Source organism: Rhodococcus sp. MH15, from assembly GCF_019266045.1.
Taxonomy (GTDB): Bacteria; Actinomycetota; Actinomycetes; order Mycobacteriales; family Mycobacteriaceae; genus Rhodococcus_F; species Rhodococcus_F qingshengii.
On sequence record NZ_LPNP01000080.1, the window covers coordinates 561,225 to 578,809 of the forward strand.

The 17,585-nt window shown below is 62.5% G+C and carries 13 protein-coding genes; 9 read left to right on the forward strand and 4 right to left on the reverse strand.

The features are described 5' to 3' along the window. Positions 1 to 3: 3 nt before the first annotated feature. Positions 4 to 1,896 carry an SEC-C domain-containing protein gene (locus tag ATN37_RS25565; protein ID WP_081558453.1) on the forward strand — a complete coding sequence of 631 codons (1,893 nt, stop codon included), beginning with the start codon at positions 4 to 6 and terminating at the stop codon, positions 1,894 to 1,896. Between the two features lie 35 nt (positions 1,897 to 1,931). Further along, the gene (locus ATN37_RS25570) at positions 1,932 to 3,854 is read left to right on the forward strand and encodes an SEC-C domain-containing protein (RefSeq protein WP_308125235.1); all 1,923 of its coding nucleotides are present in this window, start codon (positions 1,932 to 1,934) and stop codon (positions 3,852 to 3,854) included. Positions 3,855 to 3,890: 36 nt separating this feature from the next. Here ATN37_RS25570 and ATN37_RS25575 read toward each other — a convergent pair whose 3' ends face one another. Next, the gene (locus tag ATN37_RS25575) at positions 3,891 to 5,321 is read right to left on the reverse strand and encodes a coniferyl aldehyde dehydrogenase (protein ID WP_007729546.1); all 1,431 of its coding nucleotides are present in this window, start codon (positions 5,319 to 5,321) and stop codon (positions 3,891 to 3,893) included. Between the two features lie 109 nt (positions 5,322 to 5,430). Here ATN37_RS25575 and ATN37_RS25580 point away from each other — a divergent pair, with 109 nt between their 5' ends. The 5 genes from ATN37_RS25580 (at position 5,431) to ATN37_RS25600 (ending at position 11,133) form a co-directional block, all read left to right on the forward strand. After that, positions 5,431 to 6,228 carry an enoyl-CoA hydratase gene (locus ATN37_RS25580; RefSeq protein WP_003939812.1) on the forward strand — a complete coding sequence of 266 codons (798 nt, stop codon included), beginning with the start codon at positions 5,431 to 5,433 and terminating at the stop codon, positions 6,226 to 6,228. Positions 6,229 to 6,273: 45 nt separating this feature from the next. Further along, positions 6,274 to 7,794 (forward strand): acyl-CoA synthetase, encoded by a 1,521-nt coding sequence (locus ATN37_RS25585; RefSeq protein ID WP_007729540.1) that lies wholly within the window; start codon positions 6,274 to 6,276, stop codon positions 7,792 to 7,794. Positions 7,795 to 7,914: 120 nt separating this feature from the next. Further along, a complete protein-coding gene (locus ATN37_RS25590; protein ID WP_007729538.1) occupies positions 7,915 to 9,081 on the forward strand; it encodes an acyl-CoA dehydrogenase family protein in 1,167 nt (388 codons plus the stop codon). 42 nt (positions 9,082 to 9,123) lie between these two features. After that, positions 9,124 to 9,864: a 3-oxoacyl-ACP reductase FabG gene (fabG, locus tag ATN37_RS25595; protein ID WP_003940214.1), complete on the forward strand. Its 741-nt coding sequence runs from the start codon at positions 9,124 to 9,126 to the stop codon at positions 9,862 to 9,864. A 72-nt stretch (positions 9,865 to 9,936) separates the two neighbouring features. After that, positions 9,937 to 11,133, forward strand: coding sequence for a CaiB/BaiF CoA-transferase family protein (locus ATN37_RS25600; RefSeq protein ID WP_007729534.1), 1,197 nt, complete (start codon positions 9,937 to 9,939; stop codon positions 11,131 to 11,133). A 5-nt stretch (positions 11,134 to 11,138) separates the two neighbouring features. Here the strand turns inward: ATN37_RS25600 and ATN37_RS25605 are convergent, their stop codons facing one another. Beyond that, positions 11,139 to 12,359 carry an acetyl-CoA C-acetyltransferase gene (locus tag ATN37_RS25605; protein WP_007729531.1) on the reverse strand — a complete coding sequence of 407 codons (1,221 nt, stop codon included), beginning with the start codon at positions 12,357 to 12,359 and terminating at the stop codon, positions 11,139 to 11,141. Between the two features lie 310 nt (positions 12,360 to 12,669). On the opposite strand from ATN37_RS25605, the gene ATN37_RS25610 reads away from it, so the two are divergent. After that, positions 12,670 to 13,860 (forward strand): acyl-CoA dehydrogenase family protein, encoded by a 1,191-nt coding sequence (locus ATN37_RS25610; protein ID WP_007729528.1) that lies wholly within the window; start codon positions 12,670 to 12,672, stop codon positions 13,858 to 13,860. A 64-nt stretch (positions 13,861 to 13,924) separates the two neighbouring features. On the opposite strand, the gene ATN37_RS25615 is transcribed toward ATN37_RS25610, so the two are convergent. Next, positions 13,925 to 15,595, reverse strand: a complete 1,671-nt coding sequence (locus ATN37_RS25615; protein ID WP_042448556.1) for a chitobiase/beta-hexosaminidase C-terminal domain-containing protein — start codon at positions 15,593 to 15,595, stop codon at positions 13,925 to 13,927. 182 nt (positions 15,596 to 15,777) lie between these two features. Between ATN37_RS25615 and ATN37_RS25620 the strand changes: the two genes are divergently transcribed. Beyond that, positions 15,778 to 16,668 (forward strand): LysR family transcriptional regulator, encoded by an 891-nt coding sequence (locus tag ATN37_RS25620; protein WP_030537198.1) that lies wholly within the window; start codon positions 15,778 to 15,780, stop codon positions 16,666 to 16,668. On the opposite strand, the gene ATN37_RS25625 is transcribed toward ATN37_RS25620, so the two are convergent. Continuing rightward, a complete protein-coding gene (locus tag ATN37_RS25625; RefSeq protein ID WP_058037633.1) occupies positions 16,602 to 17,546 on the reverse strand; it encodes a LysR family transcriptional regulator in 945 nt (314 codons plus the stop codon). The genes ATN37_RS25620 and ATN37_RS25625 overlap by 67 nt on opposite strands. Positions 17,547 to 17,585 lie beyond the last annotated feature (39 nt).

Consider the following 17,585-nt stretch of genomic DNA (forward strand, 5'->3'; position numbering starts at 1 on the left):
CGGGTGACTGATTTCGACGACGACGCTGCCGGTTCCATTGCCTCCGCTGCTTTGGCTGTTCTGCGCGAGCAAGGCCCGCTGAGTCTCGAAGAGTGGGCGACCCATCTCGAGGAGTACGGAACTGCGACCGAGTTGGCCGATGTACTCGAGTACCTGTCCGAACCGATGCTCGGGTACCTGCCCAACGGAAAGTACGTCGCTCTCGACACGGTCCTCGAAGGGCTCGTGTTCACTCACCGGCTCAGCGAAGTCGAAATTGCGTCGGACATCCTTGACGCGAGCCCCGACCTGGAACCGATCTTGGCATTCGGGGACGACGACGGGGCGATCCGGGTGGCCCTGGCGGAAGAAGCAGCTTCCGAACGCGGAGCTGCTCCCTTCCGGAGTCGACGAGTTGTGGTACTTCCGGCCGGAACCCTCGGCGAGTGCGCCGACGGTGATCTCGTCGGCTTGGCTGTCGAAGACGGAACACTTGCGTTTCGTCTGGTCGAGATCGAGGACGAACCCGATCTTGCTCCGGCGCTCGGCGAACTCTTCGAGGAGGACGGAGTCGAGGCCCTGGATTCTGTGTGCTGGCAACTCCTGATCGAGGATCCGTCACTCTTCACGGTTCCTGTTGCGCCGCTGGGTGAGATCTTCGAGGTGGCAGGTTACGAGCACGAGCGTGAGCTACTGGCTCGGCGGGGATTCGACTTCGACGCCTACGACCTGCAGATTCGGACAGCCTGGGTGGCCAGTACCTACGACCTGACCCACGACGAGGCAGTCTCTGCCGTTGCGTTTGTCGATCTGGCGGACCGCGGATACACCGACGCGGTCATCGCCGACTTCGATATCGCGGACTGGGCCCACCGTCATGTGAGCGCTGCTCCGGACTCTTTTGTCTCACTGGCAGATCCGGGTGCTGCAGTGGCCGTGTTCGATCTCGGATTTCGGAATCAGGACCCGGTGACCGACGCAATCCTCGAAGCGCTTGCCTCCGAACTGGCCGAGCGAGGGCCACGGTCGGTCAGGGCGGCGGCTCATTGGCTCGCCGGTAAGGCCGTCGATCGGCTGGGGCGCGTCCTCGAAGCGGAGGCGCACTACGAGAAAGCGCTCCTTGCCGAATCCGGTTGGGGTCCGGCCTTGTTCGAGCTGGCTCAGTTCGCGTCGGACCGCGGCGATGCGACCCGGGCGCTGTCACTGCTCGGGCGGATCGACGGCGGAACCGAAGAGAATCTCTACGCCGTACTGCAGGACTTCGTCCCAGCCGATCACCCGGAACTCGGACGAAACGACAAGTGTTGGTGCGGTTCCGGCCGCAAATACAAGGTCTGCCACCTCGGAAAGGCCGATGAATCCGTCAAGGCGGACGGTCGGTGGCTGTACAAGAAGGCATGCCTGTTTGCGTTTGCCTCCGAATTCGTCGACATCGTGACCGGGCTCGACGATCTCGAAAACGAAAATCTCTCCGAGGACGAACTGATCGCGGCCACGATCTTCGACGGATCGGCACTGGACGTCGCTCTGTTCGAGGGTGGAATCTTTGCCGAATTCTTGGCCAGACGCAGCGAACTACTTCCGGAGGCGGAAGTTGTGACAGCCGCACAGTGGCTCGGAATCCGGAGGTCGGTGTACGAGGTGATCGAAACGTCCGACACCGGCGTCGTGCTGCTCGATCGTGGGTCCAAGGAGACCGTCACGGTTGCTCACTCGGTCGAAGGCAAGCCAGGTGATGTGATCAGTGCTCGGGTCCTGACGGCCCCCACTGGCGCGTTTGCGGTGGGTGTTGTGGTCATGGCAACGGAATCGCAGGCTGCGAGGGTACTCGAAGTTCTCGCTTCCGAAGATCTCGAGGCCGAAGAACTGGTGCGCGAGTTGCGTGGAGGCGCCGATCACTCGACCGATGACCGGTGACGATGTATCGAGTCGACCCCGTTAAAGTTGGATAGGTGAACGAACCGATGGATGCCAATGACTTGATCGCCGAAGCCGCGATGGAGTTGTTGCGTGAGCACGGCCCGCAGACAGCGGCGGACTGGGGCACCCTGTTGGCCGATGCCGGCCACGGTACAGCCGAGGACATGACCGAATTCGTCGAGTACGTCGAGGACCCACTGCTCGGCTACTTGAGTGAGGAGCGGTACGCCGCACTCGACACGTTGTTCGAGCATCGAGTGCTGACCCATCGGCTCACCGAAGCCGAAATAAAGTCCGGCGTTCTCGACGCGAACCCCGATCTGATGATGCTGCGGGTGTTCCTCGATCGTGACGACGACGAGATTCACGGCATCAGCGTCGTGCACCGCGGGATAGACGACGACCTGTTGGCTGATCGTGGGATCGAAGATCCGGAGTTCCCACACGACGAGGGTTTTCTCCTCGACACCGATACTCTCGCCGAATGTTCTGCGGGCGATTTGATCGGACTGTTCGTCGCTGACCGTGAGCTGACGCTCTGCACCATCCCCGAGGTACTGGATCCCGCACCCGGATTCGGCGAGCACCTGGCGACGGTCCTTGCCGACATCGGTGCTGACACCCTCGATGCCATTGTCTGGCAGTTGATGCTCGACGAGCCGTCGCTGTTCCGTCAGCCGACCGCCCCGCTGGGCGAGATGCTCGAGGCGTCAGGTTACGTCCGCGACGGTGACTACGTTGCGGTCGACGGATTTGATTTCGAGGCATACCACCTGGCGAACCGGGCCCGCATGCTCGAGGTCCGCGAGAATCTGCACCCCGAAGAAGCCGCGTCGGTGATCGCCTTCGTCGATGTGGTCATGGCCGCGAAAGCCGAAGGCGTCGAGGATGTCTCGGACTGGGCGCGCAAGCAGATCAAGGAGGATCCGCAGGCCTTCGCCGGCCTCGCCGAGCCGCCCGCGGCTGCGGCAGCGTTGGAGCTGTTGTCCGAACTCGACGATCATGATTCCGTATTGCATTCTGTTGCAACTGCTCTCGCCGAGAAAGGGTCGCGTCGTGTCAAGCCGGCAGCGCACTGGCTGGCGGGCAAGGCTTCGGATCGTCTCGGCAAGATCCTGGCCGCTGAGGCGTCGTACGAATCAGCGCACGATCTCGATCCCGACTGGACTCCCGCGATCTTCGATCTGGCGCTACTGGCCGCCGATCGAAGCGATGTGACGCGCGCGCTGGCTTTGCTGGGCCGAATCGAGGGTGGCGAGTCCGAGGTTCTGCACGAGGTTCTTCAGCGCTACGCCCCGGCCGAGCACCCCGAACTCGGACGAAATGACAAGTGCTGGTGCGGTTCCGGTCGAAAGTTCAAGGTTTGCCATCTCGGTAAGTCCGAGGTGACGTTCGACGACCGGGCCAGCTGGCTCTACGTCAAGGCTCAGTTGTTCTCGCGCACGCCGGAGTACTTCGACGCCGTGTTCGATCTTGCGCTCATCCGTGCAGAGCAGTTCAACAGCGAAGAAGCACTGACGCTGGCCGTCGAAGGTGGTTTGGCCGTCGACGCTGCCTTGTTCGATGCGGGTATTTTCGCAGCTTTTGTCGAGCGCCGCGGAGAACTGCTGCCTGCCGACGAACGCGAACTGGCCGATCAGTGGTTGTCGATTCCGCGCTCGGTGTACAAGGTCGCCTCGACGGAGCCGGGACAGTTGGTGACCCTCAGCGACGTCCGCAACGGCCATCTGGTGAAGGTCACGGACGAGTGGGGCTCGCTGAACCTCGAGCCAGGCACACTCGTGTGTGCTCGTGTTCTTCCGGCCGGGTCCACGATGCGCACGTTCGGTGGCATCGAACCGCTTGCGGTAGAAGACAAGAAGGAGTTGATCCAACTGATCGAGTCGGTGGATACCGAACCGGGTCAGCTGGTGGAGTTCCTCAGCCGCGGCCTTGCCGGTGCGCCTTTCCGGTAGCGCGAACTACCAAAAAGGCGCACGGGGCCGGAGGCCCTAGGGCGTTACCTGAGCCAACATCATCTGCTCGAAACCCTCACCGTACGGCGGGAGCATTCCCCATTCACCGCGTGGGTCATGCTGCGCTGCTTCGAATACCGTTCGCGCGTGACTGAACTCCAGGAAACCCTCACGGCCGTGGTAGTGCCCGATGCCCGAAGCCCCGACGCCGCCGAAGGGTGCGTCGCTCAGCCCGGGGTGAGACATCGCGTCGTTGATGGTGACGCCGCCCGAGACGGTGCGTTCGAGTACGGATTCCTTCTCGTCCAGATCGGTTCCGAAGTAGTACAACGCCAACGGTTTCGGTCGTGAATTGATGTCGGCGACGACGTTGTCGAGTTGGTCGTACGGCAAGACGACGACGGCCGGCCCGAAGATCTCCTCCTTCATGATCTGCGCGTCGGTCGGAGGGTCGACCACGATTCGCAGTGGGCGACGACGAGTGTCTGCGGAGAGTTCTTCGTCGGGAACGGTGATGATTCGTGCCCCACGTTCTTCGGCGTCCGCGATGTACCCCTCGATGCGTGCGAGGTGACGATCGCTGACTATCGAGACCATGTCTTTGTTGTCGGCAATCGTGGGAAACAGTCCCGTGAACTGGTCGGTGAACGCGTCGATGAATGCTTCCGTGTTCTCGCGCGGAACGTAGATCAGATCGGGAGAGACACAGAGTTGACCGGCGTTGGTGGACTTCGCGATAGCCAAACGCGAAGCAGCAGAGCTGATATCGGCACTGCGGCTCAAGACGCTCGGTGACTTGCCGCCGAGTTCGAGGGTGACCGGCACCAGGTTCTTCGCAGCATTGGCCATGACCAGCTTTCCGACGGTCGTGCTGCCGGTGAAGACGAGGTGGTCGAAAGGCAGCGACGTCAGCAGATCAGCGACTTCCGGGCCGCCGGTCACCACCGCGACCTCCACGGGGTCGAGAGTTCGACGCGCCGCCTCGGCCAGGACGGCCGCAGTATTGGGCACGATCTCCGACGGTTTGAGAACGGCGCGATTTCCTGCTCCGAGGGCGCAGGCGAGCGGGCTCAGGAGAGTGAACAGGGGAGCATTCCAGGTTCCGATGATGCCGATCGAACCCTTCGGCTGGTACGACACGTACGCCGTGGCACCCAACTGGTCCTGCATCGCTCCGGTAGCTCTCGGTGAGCGAATCATCCACTCTTCGAGCGAATCACGGACGTGCTTGAGTGAAACCATCGACCCGAGAACGTCATTCATCACCGAGTAGGCCGGGATTCGGCCGCCGAAGTCTTCGTTGATCGCCTCGGTCAGATCCTTGTGGTTTGCCACCAGGAGATCGACGACGCGTTGAATGCGCTCGCGTCGTGTCTGCGCGGACGGAAGACCAGCGGCTCGAGTTGCTTCCTGCTGAGCGCGCAGAATCTCTTCGAGATCAGTGGTGACGGCGGCATCGGTGCTCATGGGCACTCCTCGTAGTGGCGAAGTATTGACCGGACCGTATCGACGCGGTGCGAGTGGATGCCCTTTTCGTCTCGTTGACCGGGACGGATTCGATTGGTAGAGAGAACACATGTCGCAGACACAGGTAGAAGACACTGCAGTGAAGATTTCCGTCGAGGAATCGGTGGGACTCGGTTTCCTGACGCTCGATCGGCCGGCGCGGCGCAATCCGCTCTCGGCGGAGACCATGCGTGAGGTGACGGCTGCCCTTGTCGAATTGTCTGTAGACGAGCGCGTGCGGGTCGTGATCGTGCGCGCCGAAGGCCCGGTGTTCTCCGCCGGACACGATCTGACGGAGATGATCGGGAGAACCCTCGAGGACGAGCGGGCGATCTTCGACGGCTGTACCGAGATGATGGAGACCGTACAGCGGATTCCGCAGCCGGTGATTGCCGCAGTACAGGGCCCGGCTATCGCGGCGGGCTGCCAACTGGCCGCGTCGTGTGATCTGGTTGTTGCTGCGTCGAATGCTGTCTTCGGCACGCCGGGCGTCAAGATCGGACTGTTCTGCTCGACGCCCATGGTGGCGCTGAGCAGGGCAGTAGGGCGCAAGCGCTCGATGCAGATGTTGCTCACCGGGCAGACGATCGACGCCGACACCGCTGCGGACTGGGGTCTGGTGAACTTCGTCGTCGCGCCCGAAGACCTGGACCGAGAGGTGCGCGAACTGGCCGCCAAGATCACGACGGCCAGCCCCTTGACGGTGAAGATCGGTAAGCAGGCGTTCTATCGCCAGATCGATCTGCCGCAAGCGCAGGCGTACGAGGCGATGGCGGAAACGATGGCAACCAACGCCGTGACCTGCGACGCTCAGGAAGGTATGCAGGCCTTTGTGGACAAGCGAAAGCCCGAATGGCGCAATAAGTAACGATCGCTCTTCCGGTTTAGTTGGACGTCCTATAACCTGAGGCGCATGAGCCTGGATCCACGCACCAACACTGTCGACGGAGTGCTTCGGCGCTCGGCAGCCAAGTACCCCGACCGTGTAGCCGTCGTATTCGAAGATCGCACTCGCACCTACCGCGAACTCGACGACGCGGTGACGCGGGTCGCCGCATACTTGCTCGGTCTGGGGCTCGAACACGGCGACCGCGTCGCGGCATACGGAACCAACTCCGACGCCTATGCAATCGGATTTCTTGCCTGTGCACGAGCAGGTTTGGTGCATGTTCCGGTCAATTACGCACTGAAGGGGGAGGAACTCCGGTACCTCGTGGCGCAGTCAGGCGCCCGCGCGGTGTTGGTGGATCCGGCATTGGCGCCGACGCTCGACTCGGTACGCTCCGACCTCGATCTCGATCACGTGATCGCACTGCGGGACGCGGAACTGTCCGTGGTCACGATCGGTGAGGCGGGCGAGGTGCCGGTCTTCGAACCGCGTGCGACGTCGACCGATCTGGCGCAACTCCTGTACACCTCTGGCACCACCTCGAAGCCCAAGGGCGCCATGATGTCTCACGGTGCACTGGTTCACGAGTACGTGTCCTCGGTGATCGCGCTCGGCCTCGACAAGAACGACAACCCGCTGATCTGCATGCCGATGTACCACTCCGCGGGCATGCACGTCTTCATGCTGCCGTACCTGTCCGTCGGCGCGACGGTCAGTCTGATGCAGGCGCCGGACATCCCGGAAATCCTGCGCCGCGTCGAAGCCGAAAAGATCGGATCGCTGTTCCTGGCGCCGACCGTGTGGGTACCGCTGGCCAACCATCCGGACCTCGAGACCCGCGATCTGTCTTCGCTGAAGAAGGCGCAGTACGGCGCCTCGATCATGCCGGTCACCGTGCTCAATCGTCTGCGCGAGCGCTACCCGGACATCGGTTTCTACAACTGCTTCGGTCAGTCCGAAATCGGCCCACTGGCAACAGTTCTCCAGCCCAGCGAGCATGCTGATCGCCCGTCTTCCTGTGGTCGCGCGGTGTTCTTCGTCGAAACCCGCGTCGTCGACGCCGACGGAAACGATGTTGCCGACGGTGAGTCCGGCGAGGTTCTCTACCGCTCACCGCAGCTGTGCAACGGCTACTGGGAGAATCCGGAAGCCACCGCCGAGGCCTTCCGTGACGGCTGGTTCCATTCGGGCGATCTGGTCGTGCGGGACGAAGAAGGGTTCATCACGGTCGTCGACCGGATCAAGGACGTCATCAACACCGGCGGCATCCTGGTGGCGTCACGCGAGGTCGAAGATGCGGTCTACACGCACCCCGCCGTGGCAGAAGTTGCCGTGATCGGTACGCCCGACGAGAAGTGGATCGAGGCCGTCACCGCGATCGTCGTGCTCAAGGACGGCAACGACGCGTTGACGCCCGAGGCGTTGATTGCCCACGTCAAGGAGCGAATCGCTCCGTTCAAGGTGCCCAAGCATGTCCGTTTCGTGGCCGAGCTTCCGCGCAACCAGAGCGGCAAGCTACTGAAGCGGGAACTGCGCACCGTCTGAAGCTTGCTATAGGTTCTGCCTTACCTTCGGTTCGTTTTCAGGTCTTTGACTCCGATTGCCTCACGGTATTGACTTCGGGGGACGGCATGGACTTCGGAAACAGCAAGGTGAGTGGTGGGAATGCAGGTCGACGCAGATGACTTCGCAGATATCTTGGCGACTGCGCGGGAGTTCATCCGTAAGGAAGTAGTTCCGCGTGAGCAGGAGATAGCCGACACCGACGCCATTCCTGAGGACATACGCAAGAAGGCCGCAGCTATCGGGCTCTTCGGTTACGCGATCCCTCAGGAATGGGGTGGGCTCGGACTCGATCTCACCCAAGACGTCGAACTGGCAATGGAATTCGGCTACACGTCTCTGGCGCTGCGTTCGATGTTCGGTACCAACAACGGAATTGCCGGACAGGTGCTGGTCGGCTTCGGTACCGACGAGCAGAAGGCTCAGTGGCTCGAGCGCATCGCCTCCGGTGATGTCGTGGCTTCCTTTGCTCTCACCGAACCGGGCGCGGGCTCCAACCCGGCCGGCCTTCGGACCAAGGCAGTGCTGGACGGATCCGACTGGGTGATCGACGGCAACAAGCGGTTCATCACCAATGCTCCACTGGCGCAGCTGTTCGTGGTGTTCGCGCGCACTCGCCCGGCGGATTCCGATGGTCCGGGAATTGCAGTGTTCCTGGTTCCGGCTGACACGCCAGGTGTCACGGTCGGTCCCAAGGACAAGAAGATGGGTCAGGAAGGTGCTTGGACCTCCGAGGTCACCTTCGACAACGTCCGAGTTCCCGAGTCGGCCCTCGTCGGTGGCGACCAGGACACCGGATACCGCGCAGCGATGACGTCTCTCGCGCGCGGACGAGTCCATATCGCGGCGCTCTCGGTGGGAGCAGCACAGCGAGCGCTCGACGAATCTGTCGCGTTCTCCGTGGTCACGGAACAGGGCGGCACCGCGATCGGCGACTTCCAGCTGGTTCAAGCGATGCTGGCAGACCAGCAAGCCGGTGTGATGGCAGGGCGCGCGATGGTGCGCGAGGTGGCCGCGCGGTACGTCAGCGGTGAGGATCGCCGTCTCGGGCCTTCGGCGGCAAAGCTTTTCTGCACCGAGATGGTGGGCAAGGTCGCAGATCTCGCCGTGCAGATCCACGGGGGCAACGGGTACATGCGCGGTGTTCCGGTCGAACGCATCTACCGTGAAGTTCGCCTGTTGCGCCTGTACGAGGGAACCAGCGAGATCCAGCGTCTGATTCTCGGTGGTGGGCTCGTGGCGCAAGCGAAAAAGCAAAACCAGCGCTGACACATTTTCCAGACGAGCTTTAACCTCACGAACGGAGTGGACATGGGATTGTTGGACGGCAAGGTTGCGGTAGTGACCGGCGGAGCCCAGGGCATCGGGCTCGAAATTGCGCGCACCTTCATCAAGGAAGGCGCGACCGTCGTTCTCGGCGACATCAACGAAACCGTGGGAACGGCTGCGGTCGCCGAACTCGGTGGAGAGTCGGTCGCCCGTTTCGCTTCCTGCGACGTGCGTGACTCCGGACAGGTCGAGGCCATGCTCGATCTGGCCGAAAGCGCTTTCGGTCCAGTCGATGTCATGGTCAACAACGCCGGCATGACGCGCGACGCCACGATGCGGAAGATGACCGAGCAGGACTTCGACGACGTGATCGCCGTTCACCTCAAGGGCGCCTGGAACGGAACACGCGCTGCCGCCGCCCGCATGCGCGAGCGTGAGACGGGCGCGATCGTGAACATCTCGTCCATCTCCGGCAAGGTGGGCATGCTCGGGCAGACCAACTACTCGGCCGCGAAGGCCGGGATCGTCGGTCTGACGAAGGCCGCGGCAAAAGAGGTCGCGTTCAAGAACGTTCGCGTCAACGCCGTTCAGCCCGGACTGGTCCGCACGGCGATGACCGAGGCGATGCCCGAACGGATCTGGAACGAGAAGCTTGCCGAGATTCCGATGGGGCGCGCAGCCGAGCCTTCGGAAGTTGCTTCGGTTGTGCTGTTCCTCGCGAGCGACCTCTCGAGCTACATGACCGGCACGGTTCTCGAGATCACCGGCGGCCGCCACATCTGATCCGTCCTGTTCGAGTGCAAGAATTCAGAGTGTGAGAATTCTGGGTGTAAAACTTCTGGGGTGACTACTGACATGGGACAGCCGAACTCGGATCTTCCGCTCGACGGAATCACCGTAGTTGCACTCGAACAGGCGGTGGCGGCACCGCTCGCCACCAGACATCTCGCGGACATGGGTGCGCGGGTGATCAAGATAGAACGCGTCGGCGAGGGTGACTTCGCGCGTCACTACGACCAGGCGGTTCACGGTCAGGCATCACACTTCGTGTGGCTCAACCGTTCCAAGGAATCGATCGCCGTCGACGTGAAGTCGGAAGCCGGCCGGCAGATCCTTCTCGATCTGGTCGCGCGAGCCGATGTGTTCCTGCAGAACCTGGCTCCCGACGCAGCCGCGAGACTGGGGTTCGGCGCGGAGGAACTGCGCGATAAATACCCACGGCTCATCGTGATCGACATGTCCGGCTACGGCAGTGCCGGCCCGCGGCGCGAGCGCAAGGCCTACGACATGTTGGTCCAAGCCGAGACCGGAATGATCTCCGTGACAGGCACACCGGAGACGGCCACCAAGACCGGCATCCCGGTCTCCGACATCGCGGCAGGAATGTACGCGCTGACTTCGATTCTGAGCGCCCTGTTCCGTAGAGAGCGAACGGGCAAGGGAGCGCTCGTCGAGGTCTCGATGTTCGATTCCACCGTCGAGTGGCTGGGCCATCCGATGTACATGAAAATGTATGCGGACAAGCAGATTCCACGTGTCGGTCTCGGCCATGCCGCGATCGTTCCCTACGATTCGTATCCCACGGCCGACGGCGAAATCCTGATCGGCGTCCAGAACGATCGTGGATGGCGAGCGCTGATGGTGGACGTGTTCGAGCGAGAGGATCTGGTCGATCATCCGCGTTACCGCACCAACATCGTGCGCGTCGAAAACCGTGGCGAGGTAGACGAATTGGTGGGCTCTCTGACGCGTCTGTACTCGACGACAGATCTGGATCAGCGTCTGGCCGCCGCTGGTGTTCCGGCCGCGGCACTCAACGACATGGCCGGTCTGCTGGAACATCCGCAGCTGGAGAAGCGTGCCAGGTGGCGGTCCGTGGGCACCGAGAACGGTCCGATCGATGCCGTGCTGCCTCCGATGACGTATTCGGATGTCGAAATGCGCATGGGTGACGTTCCAGCACTCGGCCAGCAGACGGATTCTCTGCTGGCCGAGTTGGGACTTACGGGCGACCGGATCGCGGAACTTCGCCGCGACGGATCGATCGGTTAACGCTTCTAGCGTCGCAGGTTCTCGAACACCGCGGCAATCCCTTGTCCGCCACCGATACACATGGTCTCGATCCCGTACCGTGCCTGGCGCCGGTCGAGTTCGCGCAGCAGATTGGCGAGGATCCGCCCACCGGTAGCGCCGACAGGATGTCCGAGCGAGATCCCGGAACCGTTGACGTTGAAGCGCTCCTCGATGTCCTGCGCGCTCAATCCCCAAGCCTTGGCGCACGCGAGAACCTGGGCGGCGAAGGCCTCGTTGACTTCGATGAGGTCGATGTCGTCCAGCGACAGATCGACACGGGAGAGAGCCTTCGCCACGGCAGGCACCGGTCCGATGCCCATCCGGTTCGGCTCCACACCGGCCACACCCCAGCTGACCAGTTTCGCGAACGGCCGCAGGCCCAGTCGTTCGGCGTTGGCCGCAGTGGTGACGATGGCCGCGGCTCCGGCGTCGTTCTGGCCGCAGGCGTTTCCGGCGGTGACTGTTGCTTCAGGGTCGACGCGACCTCGAATGGGGCGCAGTGCAGCAAGATCGGACAGTTGTATCCCTCGGCGCGGATGCTCGTCTTGGGTGACGACTGTCTGCTCACCACGGCGTCCGGGCACCGAAACGGGAATCGTCTCGTCGTCGAAGTACCCACTGTCTTGGGCGTGAACGGCCCGTTCGTGCGATCGCACCGCGTATCGGTCCTGCTCGTCGCGGGTGATCGAGTACTCCCGGCGCAAGTTCTCGGCGGTCTCGATCATGCCGCCTTCCACCGGAAAGTTGACTCCGCCGGAGTTCGTGCGCGGTTTGGCCAATCGGTCGTGGAACTCGACGGAAGGGCGCTTTGTGCCCCAACGCATGTCGGTGGAGTAGAACTCGGTTCCGCTCATGCTCTCGGCGCCGCCGGCGATGACCAGATCACTCATCCCGGTCTGTACCTGCATCGCGGCGTAGATGATCGCCTGCAATCCCGAACCGCAACGGCGATCGAGTTGTATTCCGGGAACGGACACGTCGAGACCGGCGTCGAGTGCCGCGATTCGCCCGATGGCCGCGGCCTCTCCGTTGGCGTACCCCTGACCGAAGATGACGTCGTCGACATCGGTGGACGCAATGCCGGTTCGTTCGACGAGGCCACGCACAACAGTGCCGGCGAGAGTGGTGACGGGAACGTCCTTGAAGACTCCGCCGAATCCGCCCACCGGGGTGCGAACGGGTTCACAGATGACTGCGTCGTGCATGGAATGCGCCTGTCTCGAGGAGAGGTGGGGAATGCGTCGCGTGAACGGGCCGATCGAAGGGCCCGTCGCGACCTGGCCACTCGAATATCCAGCACGCGTGGCGCGGTTGTCAACAGCAGGAACGACCTGTTCGGACATAGTTTCCGCCATACGGTTCGTATGCGAAATCGACTTTGACACATATACCCTTCGGGGATTGAATGGATACAGCGTCTCTGCCGCACACACGTCGCGGCGGGATGAAAGTTCCTGGAGTCGAATCAATTTCGTCGACCGGGAGGGCACGAAGTACCGACTGACAGGTGGAACAGTGACTCGTTTGGCGCAGACGGCGGGATTGACCGAAACTCAGACCGATATCGTCGGGGCGGTACGCGAGTTCGTCGATCGTGTGGTCATCCCCGCGGCGCAGGAACTCGAACACTCGGATACGTACCCGACCGACATCGTCAAGCAGATGAAGGACATGGGTCTGTTCGGACTGACCATCGACCCCGAGTACGGGGGTATCGGCGAATCATTGCTCACCTACGCGCTGTGCGTCGAAGAATTGGCCCGTGGATGGATGAGCGTGTCCGGTGTCATCAACACGCATTTCATCGTGGCTCACATGATTTCGGCGCACGGGACGCCGGAACAGAAGGCGAAGTACCTGCCGCGTTTGGCTTCCGGGGAACTCACCGGTGCATTTTCCATGTCGGAGCCTGCCCTCGGTTCCGATGTTGCTGCCATATCGACCAAGGCGAAGCGGACGGACTCCGGCGATTACGTGATCACCGGCCAGAAGATGTGGCTGACCAACGGGGGTTCCTCGACCTTGGTGGCAGTCCTGGTCAAGACGGACGAGGGCGCGGAGAAGCCGCACAACAATCTGACGACGATATTGATCGAGAAACCCGCAGGTTTCGGCGAGGTACTCCCGGGCCTGACCATTCCGGGCAAGCTCGAGAAGATGGGGTACAAGGGAATCGACACCACGGAGATGATCTTCGACGGTTTCGAGATCGGAGCCGAGGAGGTTCTCGGTGGCACCCCTGGCTCGGGATTTCGGCACATGATGGACGGCGTCGAGGTCGGCCGGGTCAACGTCGCCGCGCGTGCCTGCGGAATTGCCCAGCGCGCTTTCGAACTGGCTGTCACCTACGCCAAGCAACGCGAGACTTTCGGCAAGCCGATCGCCGAGCATCAGGCCATCGCGTTCCGGATCGCCGAGATGGGCACCAAAGTCGAAGCGGCACATCTGATGATGGTCAACGCTGCCAGGCTCAAGGACTCGGGTGAGCGCAACGATGTCGCCGCGGGTATGGCGAAGTATCTGGCGAGTGAATTCTGCTCGGAGGTCACCCAGGACAGCTTCCGTATCCACGGCGGATACGGCTATTCCAAGGAATACGAGATCGAGCGGTTGATGCGTGAGGCGCCGTTCCTTCTGATCGGTGAAGGCACCAGCGACATCCAGAAGCAGATCATCAGCAAGGGCCTGCTTCGCACGTACAACTGAGCCGAGAAGCGGCACCGCGAATATGCGCGGTGCCGCTTAGTCGTGTCGGGTCAGCGGGAGGACGTCAGCGGGTGAAGGCCAGGGTTGTCACCGGTGACCGGTTGCCGTATGCGTCAACGGCTTCGACGCGGGCTTCGTATGCGGTGCCCGCTGCGGCATCGGGAATCGGAATGTCGAGGCTGTTCGGCCGCGGCATGAAGTAGAAGTCCGAGAGCACCTTCGACGAGACCACCTTCGCTCCGGTGGCTGTGTCCGTGACCTCGACGGCGTAGTGGTGCACCATCTGATCGTCCTTGGCCTGCGCGATCCTCAGTGCGGTCGCACCGTTTTCGCCGGTCGTCACCGAGAGCGGAGTGCTCGAGGTGAACTCCGGCGCGTGCGTGTTCCGTGCGCCCGAGGTGTAGCGGAAGTTGTCCTTGATCTGCTGGTTGGTCGACCCGTCGAGTTCGACCGTCCACCCCGAACCGCTCAGCGTGCCCGCGCTCGAGTACGGCGGCTGCCAGTTGGCTGACCACGCGCCACCGGCGTAGATGTCGTGCTTGTCTGCCGCCATGTTGATTCGGTTGATTTCCGTGCGGTCCTGGTAGACCTCGACGAAGAGCGCTTGGGCAGTGGGTGATTCGAAACGGTTCGCGAGACCGGACTCGGTCACCATCTGGTAGCCGTGATCGATTTCGATGTACGACATCGAGCCGTCGTTGACCGACGTGAAGTCACGCTGATGGATCGACCGGTCGTCGTTGTTGTTCAGATGTGAGTGCCCGGAGAAGAAGATTGCCTGAGGGAAGGCACTCAGGTCTTCGGTCAATCGAGGGTTCGACGCCTGCTGCCCGTCCATGGCTGTGTTGCTTGCCGGCCGGTGTCCCTGGACCAGGATCGGCTTGGTCAGGTTCCCGGACTCCGCGGTGATTTCGGTCAGGCGGGACTTCAGCCAATTGCGTTGCGCTGAATCATTGTTGTAGGTTTCGGTGTTGACCGTGAAGAGATGGACACCATTGACGTCGGATTCGTAGTATCCGCCACCGGAATCCGGGAACCACTCCGCCGGGTATCCGGCTCTGATCGCCGCGAGACTTGCATCGTGATTGCCGTTGGAGATCAGGAGTTGTGTGTCGTTCATGCCCTTCCGGGCGAGGTTTGCCTGGAAGATTTCTGCGACGATCTTGTGGTCGGGCCCCTTGCCGTCTCCGTTGTCGTTGATCATGTCCCCGTTGGAGAGGATAGCGTCGGGTTTCGGGAAGATGGAACCGATTGTGTCGAAGAAGCTTTCGTACTTCTTGTCGTTGTTCGCGTGATCGCCGACGTGGACGTCGGACATCACGACGACCTGAGCCAGCGGCTTTTCCGAGGTCTTGATCAGGTAGCCGAACGAGACGGCCGCACTCGCGTGATCGCCTCGGAAAGCTGCGACAGTGACGTTGGTGTCCTGTGCGATGTGCAGCGGACGTCCCGGCGTGGCAGCTTGGCTGTCGGTGGTGGGTGTCGTTCCGTCCAGGGTGTAGCGGACGGTGGCGCCGCGCTCGGCGGTGAAGGTCAGGTCGACGGGGTGCTCGTACCGTCCGCCGGGGACGCTGACGCCGGGCGCTGCGGGCGGCGTGTTGTTCTCGCCCGAAGAGCTGCCCCATTCGAAGGACGAACTGCCCCAGCCGGGTTCGGCGTGGGATTCGGCGGGGGCGATGCCGGGAACGGCGAGAGCCGCTGTCACGGCTGCTATCGCGATGGTCGTACGTCTCACGAGGATTCCTTGTCTTCGACGCGGTGGTTCAGACCTATCCGTAATTGGTCTGGACCAATTACGGTAGGTGGCGCCGGGTAGAAGAAGGTGTGTCCTGAATGTCCGATTAATGAAGCGTGTGTGAACACCCTGCAGTGGTTGGTACCGGTATACCTGTCTGCGTTTATGGCAAAGTCGATGGAGTGGACCTACGTCAGATCGAGTACTTCCTTGCCGTTGCCGGTGGTGAGTCCTTGTCGACGGCTGCGCAGAATCTGTCGGTCACCAAGCCGTCGCTGTCGCAGGGTATTCGTGGCCTCGAGCGCGAACTCGGAGTCGAACTGTTTCACCGTGTCGGTCGCGGTTTGGTGCTGACGGCAGCAGGTCGGGCGTTGGTAGGGCCGGCGAGGCAGATGACTCGCAGCAGCGCGGCCGCGTTCGACGTCGCGATCGGTACGGCCGACGAGCCTCGTGGCCGGCTCGACATCTGCTCCGCGGCACATGGTCTCGAAGGTCCGATCGCGCGCATCGTGGCAGACTTTCGTGAGCGGTGGCCTGCTGTGACCGTTCGGGTCGGTGAGTTGCCGCAGGGTGCAACGTCTGAGCAGGTGTTGGCAGACGGCGCGTGCGAGGTGGTCTTCAGCTATTGGCCACCCGACATGTCGGCGCTGTCCACGAAAGTGTTGGGGGTGAACGAGTACTGGCTGGCAGTGCCGTCGGGGGTTCATCCCGACGTTTGGCCGAATGGTGTGAAACCCGCTGCGGGAGAGCCGGTGTCATTGACGGCATTGCCCGATCTCCCCGTGGTGGGTGTGCTCAAACACTCGCGGGCTCGGCTTGCCATCGAGTCGTCTCTGCAGGCCGCCGGGGCCCGGACTCGGATGTCGACGGAGTTGGCGCAGCGGGAGACCGTCGGCGCGTTCGTCTTTGCTGGTTTGGGCATGGCATTCATGGAGCGTTCGTTGGCCGAGAGGTCGGTCGCGTCCGGCGCGGAGATATTTCCGGTGGAGCCGGCGATCTCACTGAATTACGGCGTCGAGTTCGATCCGGAGACGCTCTCGCCGTTGGGCAGGCTGTTCGTGGAGGGCTTGTGACGTGGGGAGATGTTCTCGATGTACGCAGACCCGGCCGGTGAGAGCGGGCCGTCGCGGTAGACCAAGATCGTCTGCCGGGTGATCGGTGGGAAAAGCGAGCGAACCTCAGATGCCGGTGAGTCTTGTTCGGCGATCGATCTGGGCAGCAGCGCGGCGCCTACACCTTGCCCGACCATTTCCCGGACAGCAAGGCGATCTGGCACTTCCACGACGACGTCGGTGAGTTCCAGATCGTCGTCGATCGAGTGCCCGCGCCGAACTGCGGATGCCTCGACCACCATTGGCAGGTGCGCGACCACGGTGCGCGGAACCGGATCGGGGAGGTCTGTGGCCAGGCGAATGGGGATCGACAAGACCGTTTCCTGGGTGCTCACGGCAATTTCTCGAAGCCCGTCGGAGACTTCGGTACCCGGGTGGGTCTCGAGAAACCCGAGTTCACACGTACCTGCTCTGACGAGCGCGCGCACGTCCTGTGCGTTGGCGGAGGCGTTCGTGGAGAACCGAATTCCGGGTGCCGTCAGATGGAGGCGTCCGGCGACCTCTGCAACAGGGTCGATGGCGAGATCGGACTGAACTGCTATGGCGAGTTCCCCGGCGCGCAAGGCGGTTACCGCAGCCACCGCGGCCTCGGCCCGAGCAACGTCGGCGAGCAACGTACGGGCAGAATCGGCAACTGCCAGTCCGACCGTGGTGGGAGCCAGACCGCGAGTGGTGCGCTCGAAGAGTGTGGCTCCGAGAGCTCGTTCGAGGTTGCGCACGGCCTGCGAGAGGGACGGTTGCGAGATACGCAGGACGTCCGCGGCGGCAGTGACGCTGCCGTGATCGACGACCGCGACGAGATACTGCGCGCTGCGTATGTCCATGCCGGGTGCCTGCATCTGACGAATTCTCCCAGATGACGGAGCCTTGGCGGCGGT

Bases quoted from the DNA above. Each gene is read 5' to 3' on its own strand.
- fabG (WP_003940214.1), top strand. From the start codon at position 9,124: ATGGGATTGTTGGACGGCAAGGTTGCGGTAGTGACCGGCGGAGCCCAG.
- ATN37_RS25625 (WP_058037633.1), bottom strand. From the start codon at position 17,546: ATGCAGGCACCCGGCATGGACATACGCAGCGCGCAGTATCTCGTCGCG.
- ATN37_RS25580 (WP_003939812.1), top strand. From the start codon at position 5,431: ATGTCGCAGACACAGGTAGAAGACACTGCAGTGAAGATTTCCGTCGAG.
- ATN37_RS25600 (WP_007729534.1), top strand. From the start codon at position 9,937: ATGGGACAGCCGAACTCGGATCTTCCGCTCGACGGAATCACCGTAGTT.
- ATN37_RS25605 (WP_007729531.1), bottom strand. From the start codon at position 12,359: ATGCACGACGCAGTCATCTGTGAACCCGTTCGCACCCCGGTGGGCGGA.
- ATN37_RS25590 (WP_007729538.1), top strand. From the start codon at position 7,915: ATGCAGGTCGACGCAGATGACTTCGCAGATATCTTGGCGACTGCGCGG.
- ATN37_RS25585 (WP_007729540.1), top strand. From the start codon at position 6,274: ATGAGCCTGGATCCACGCACCAACACTGTCGACGGAGTGCTTCGGCGC.
- ATN37_RS25575 (WP_007729546.1), bottom strand. From the start codon at position 5,321: ATGAGCACCGATGCCGCCGTCACCACTGATCTCGAAGAGATTCTGCGC.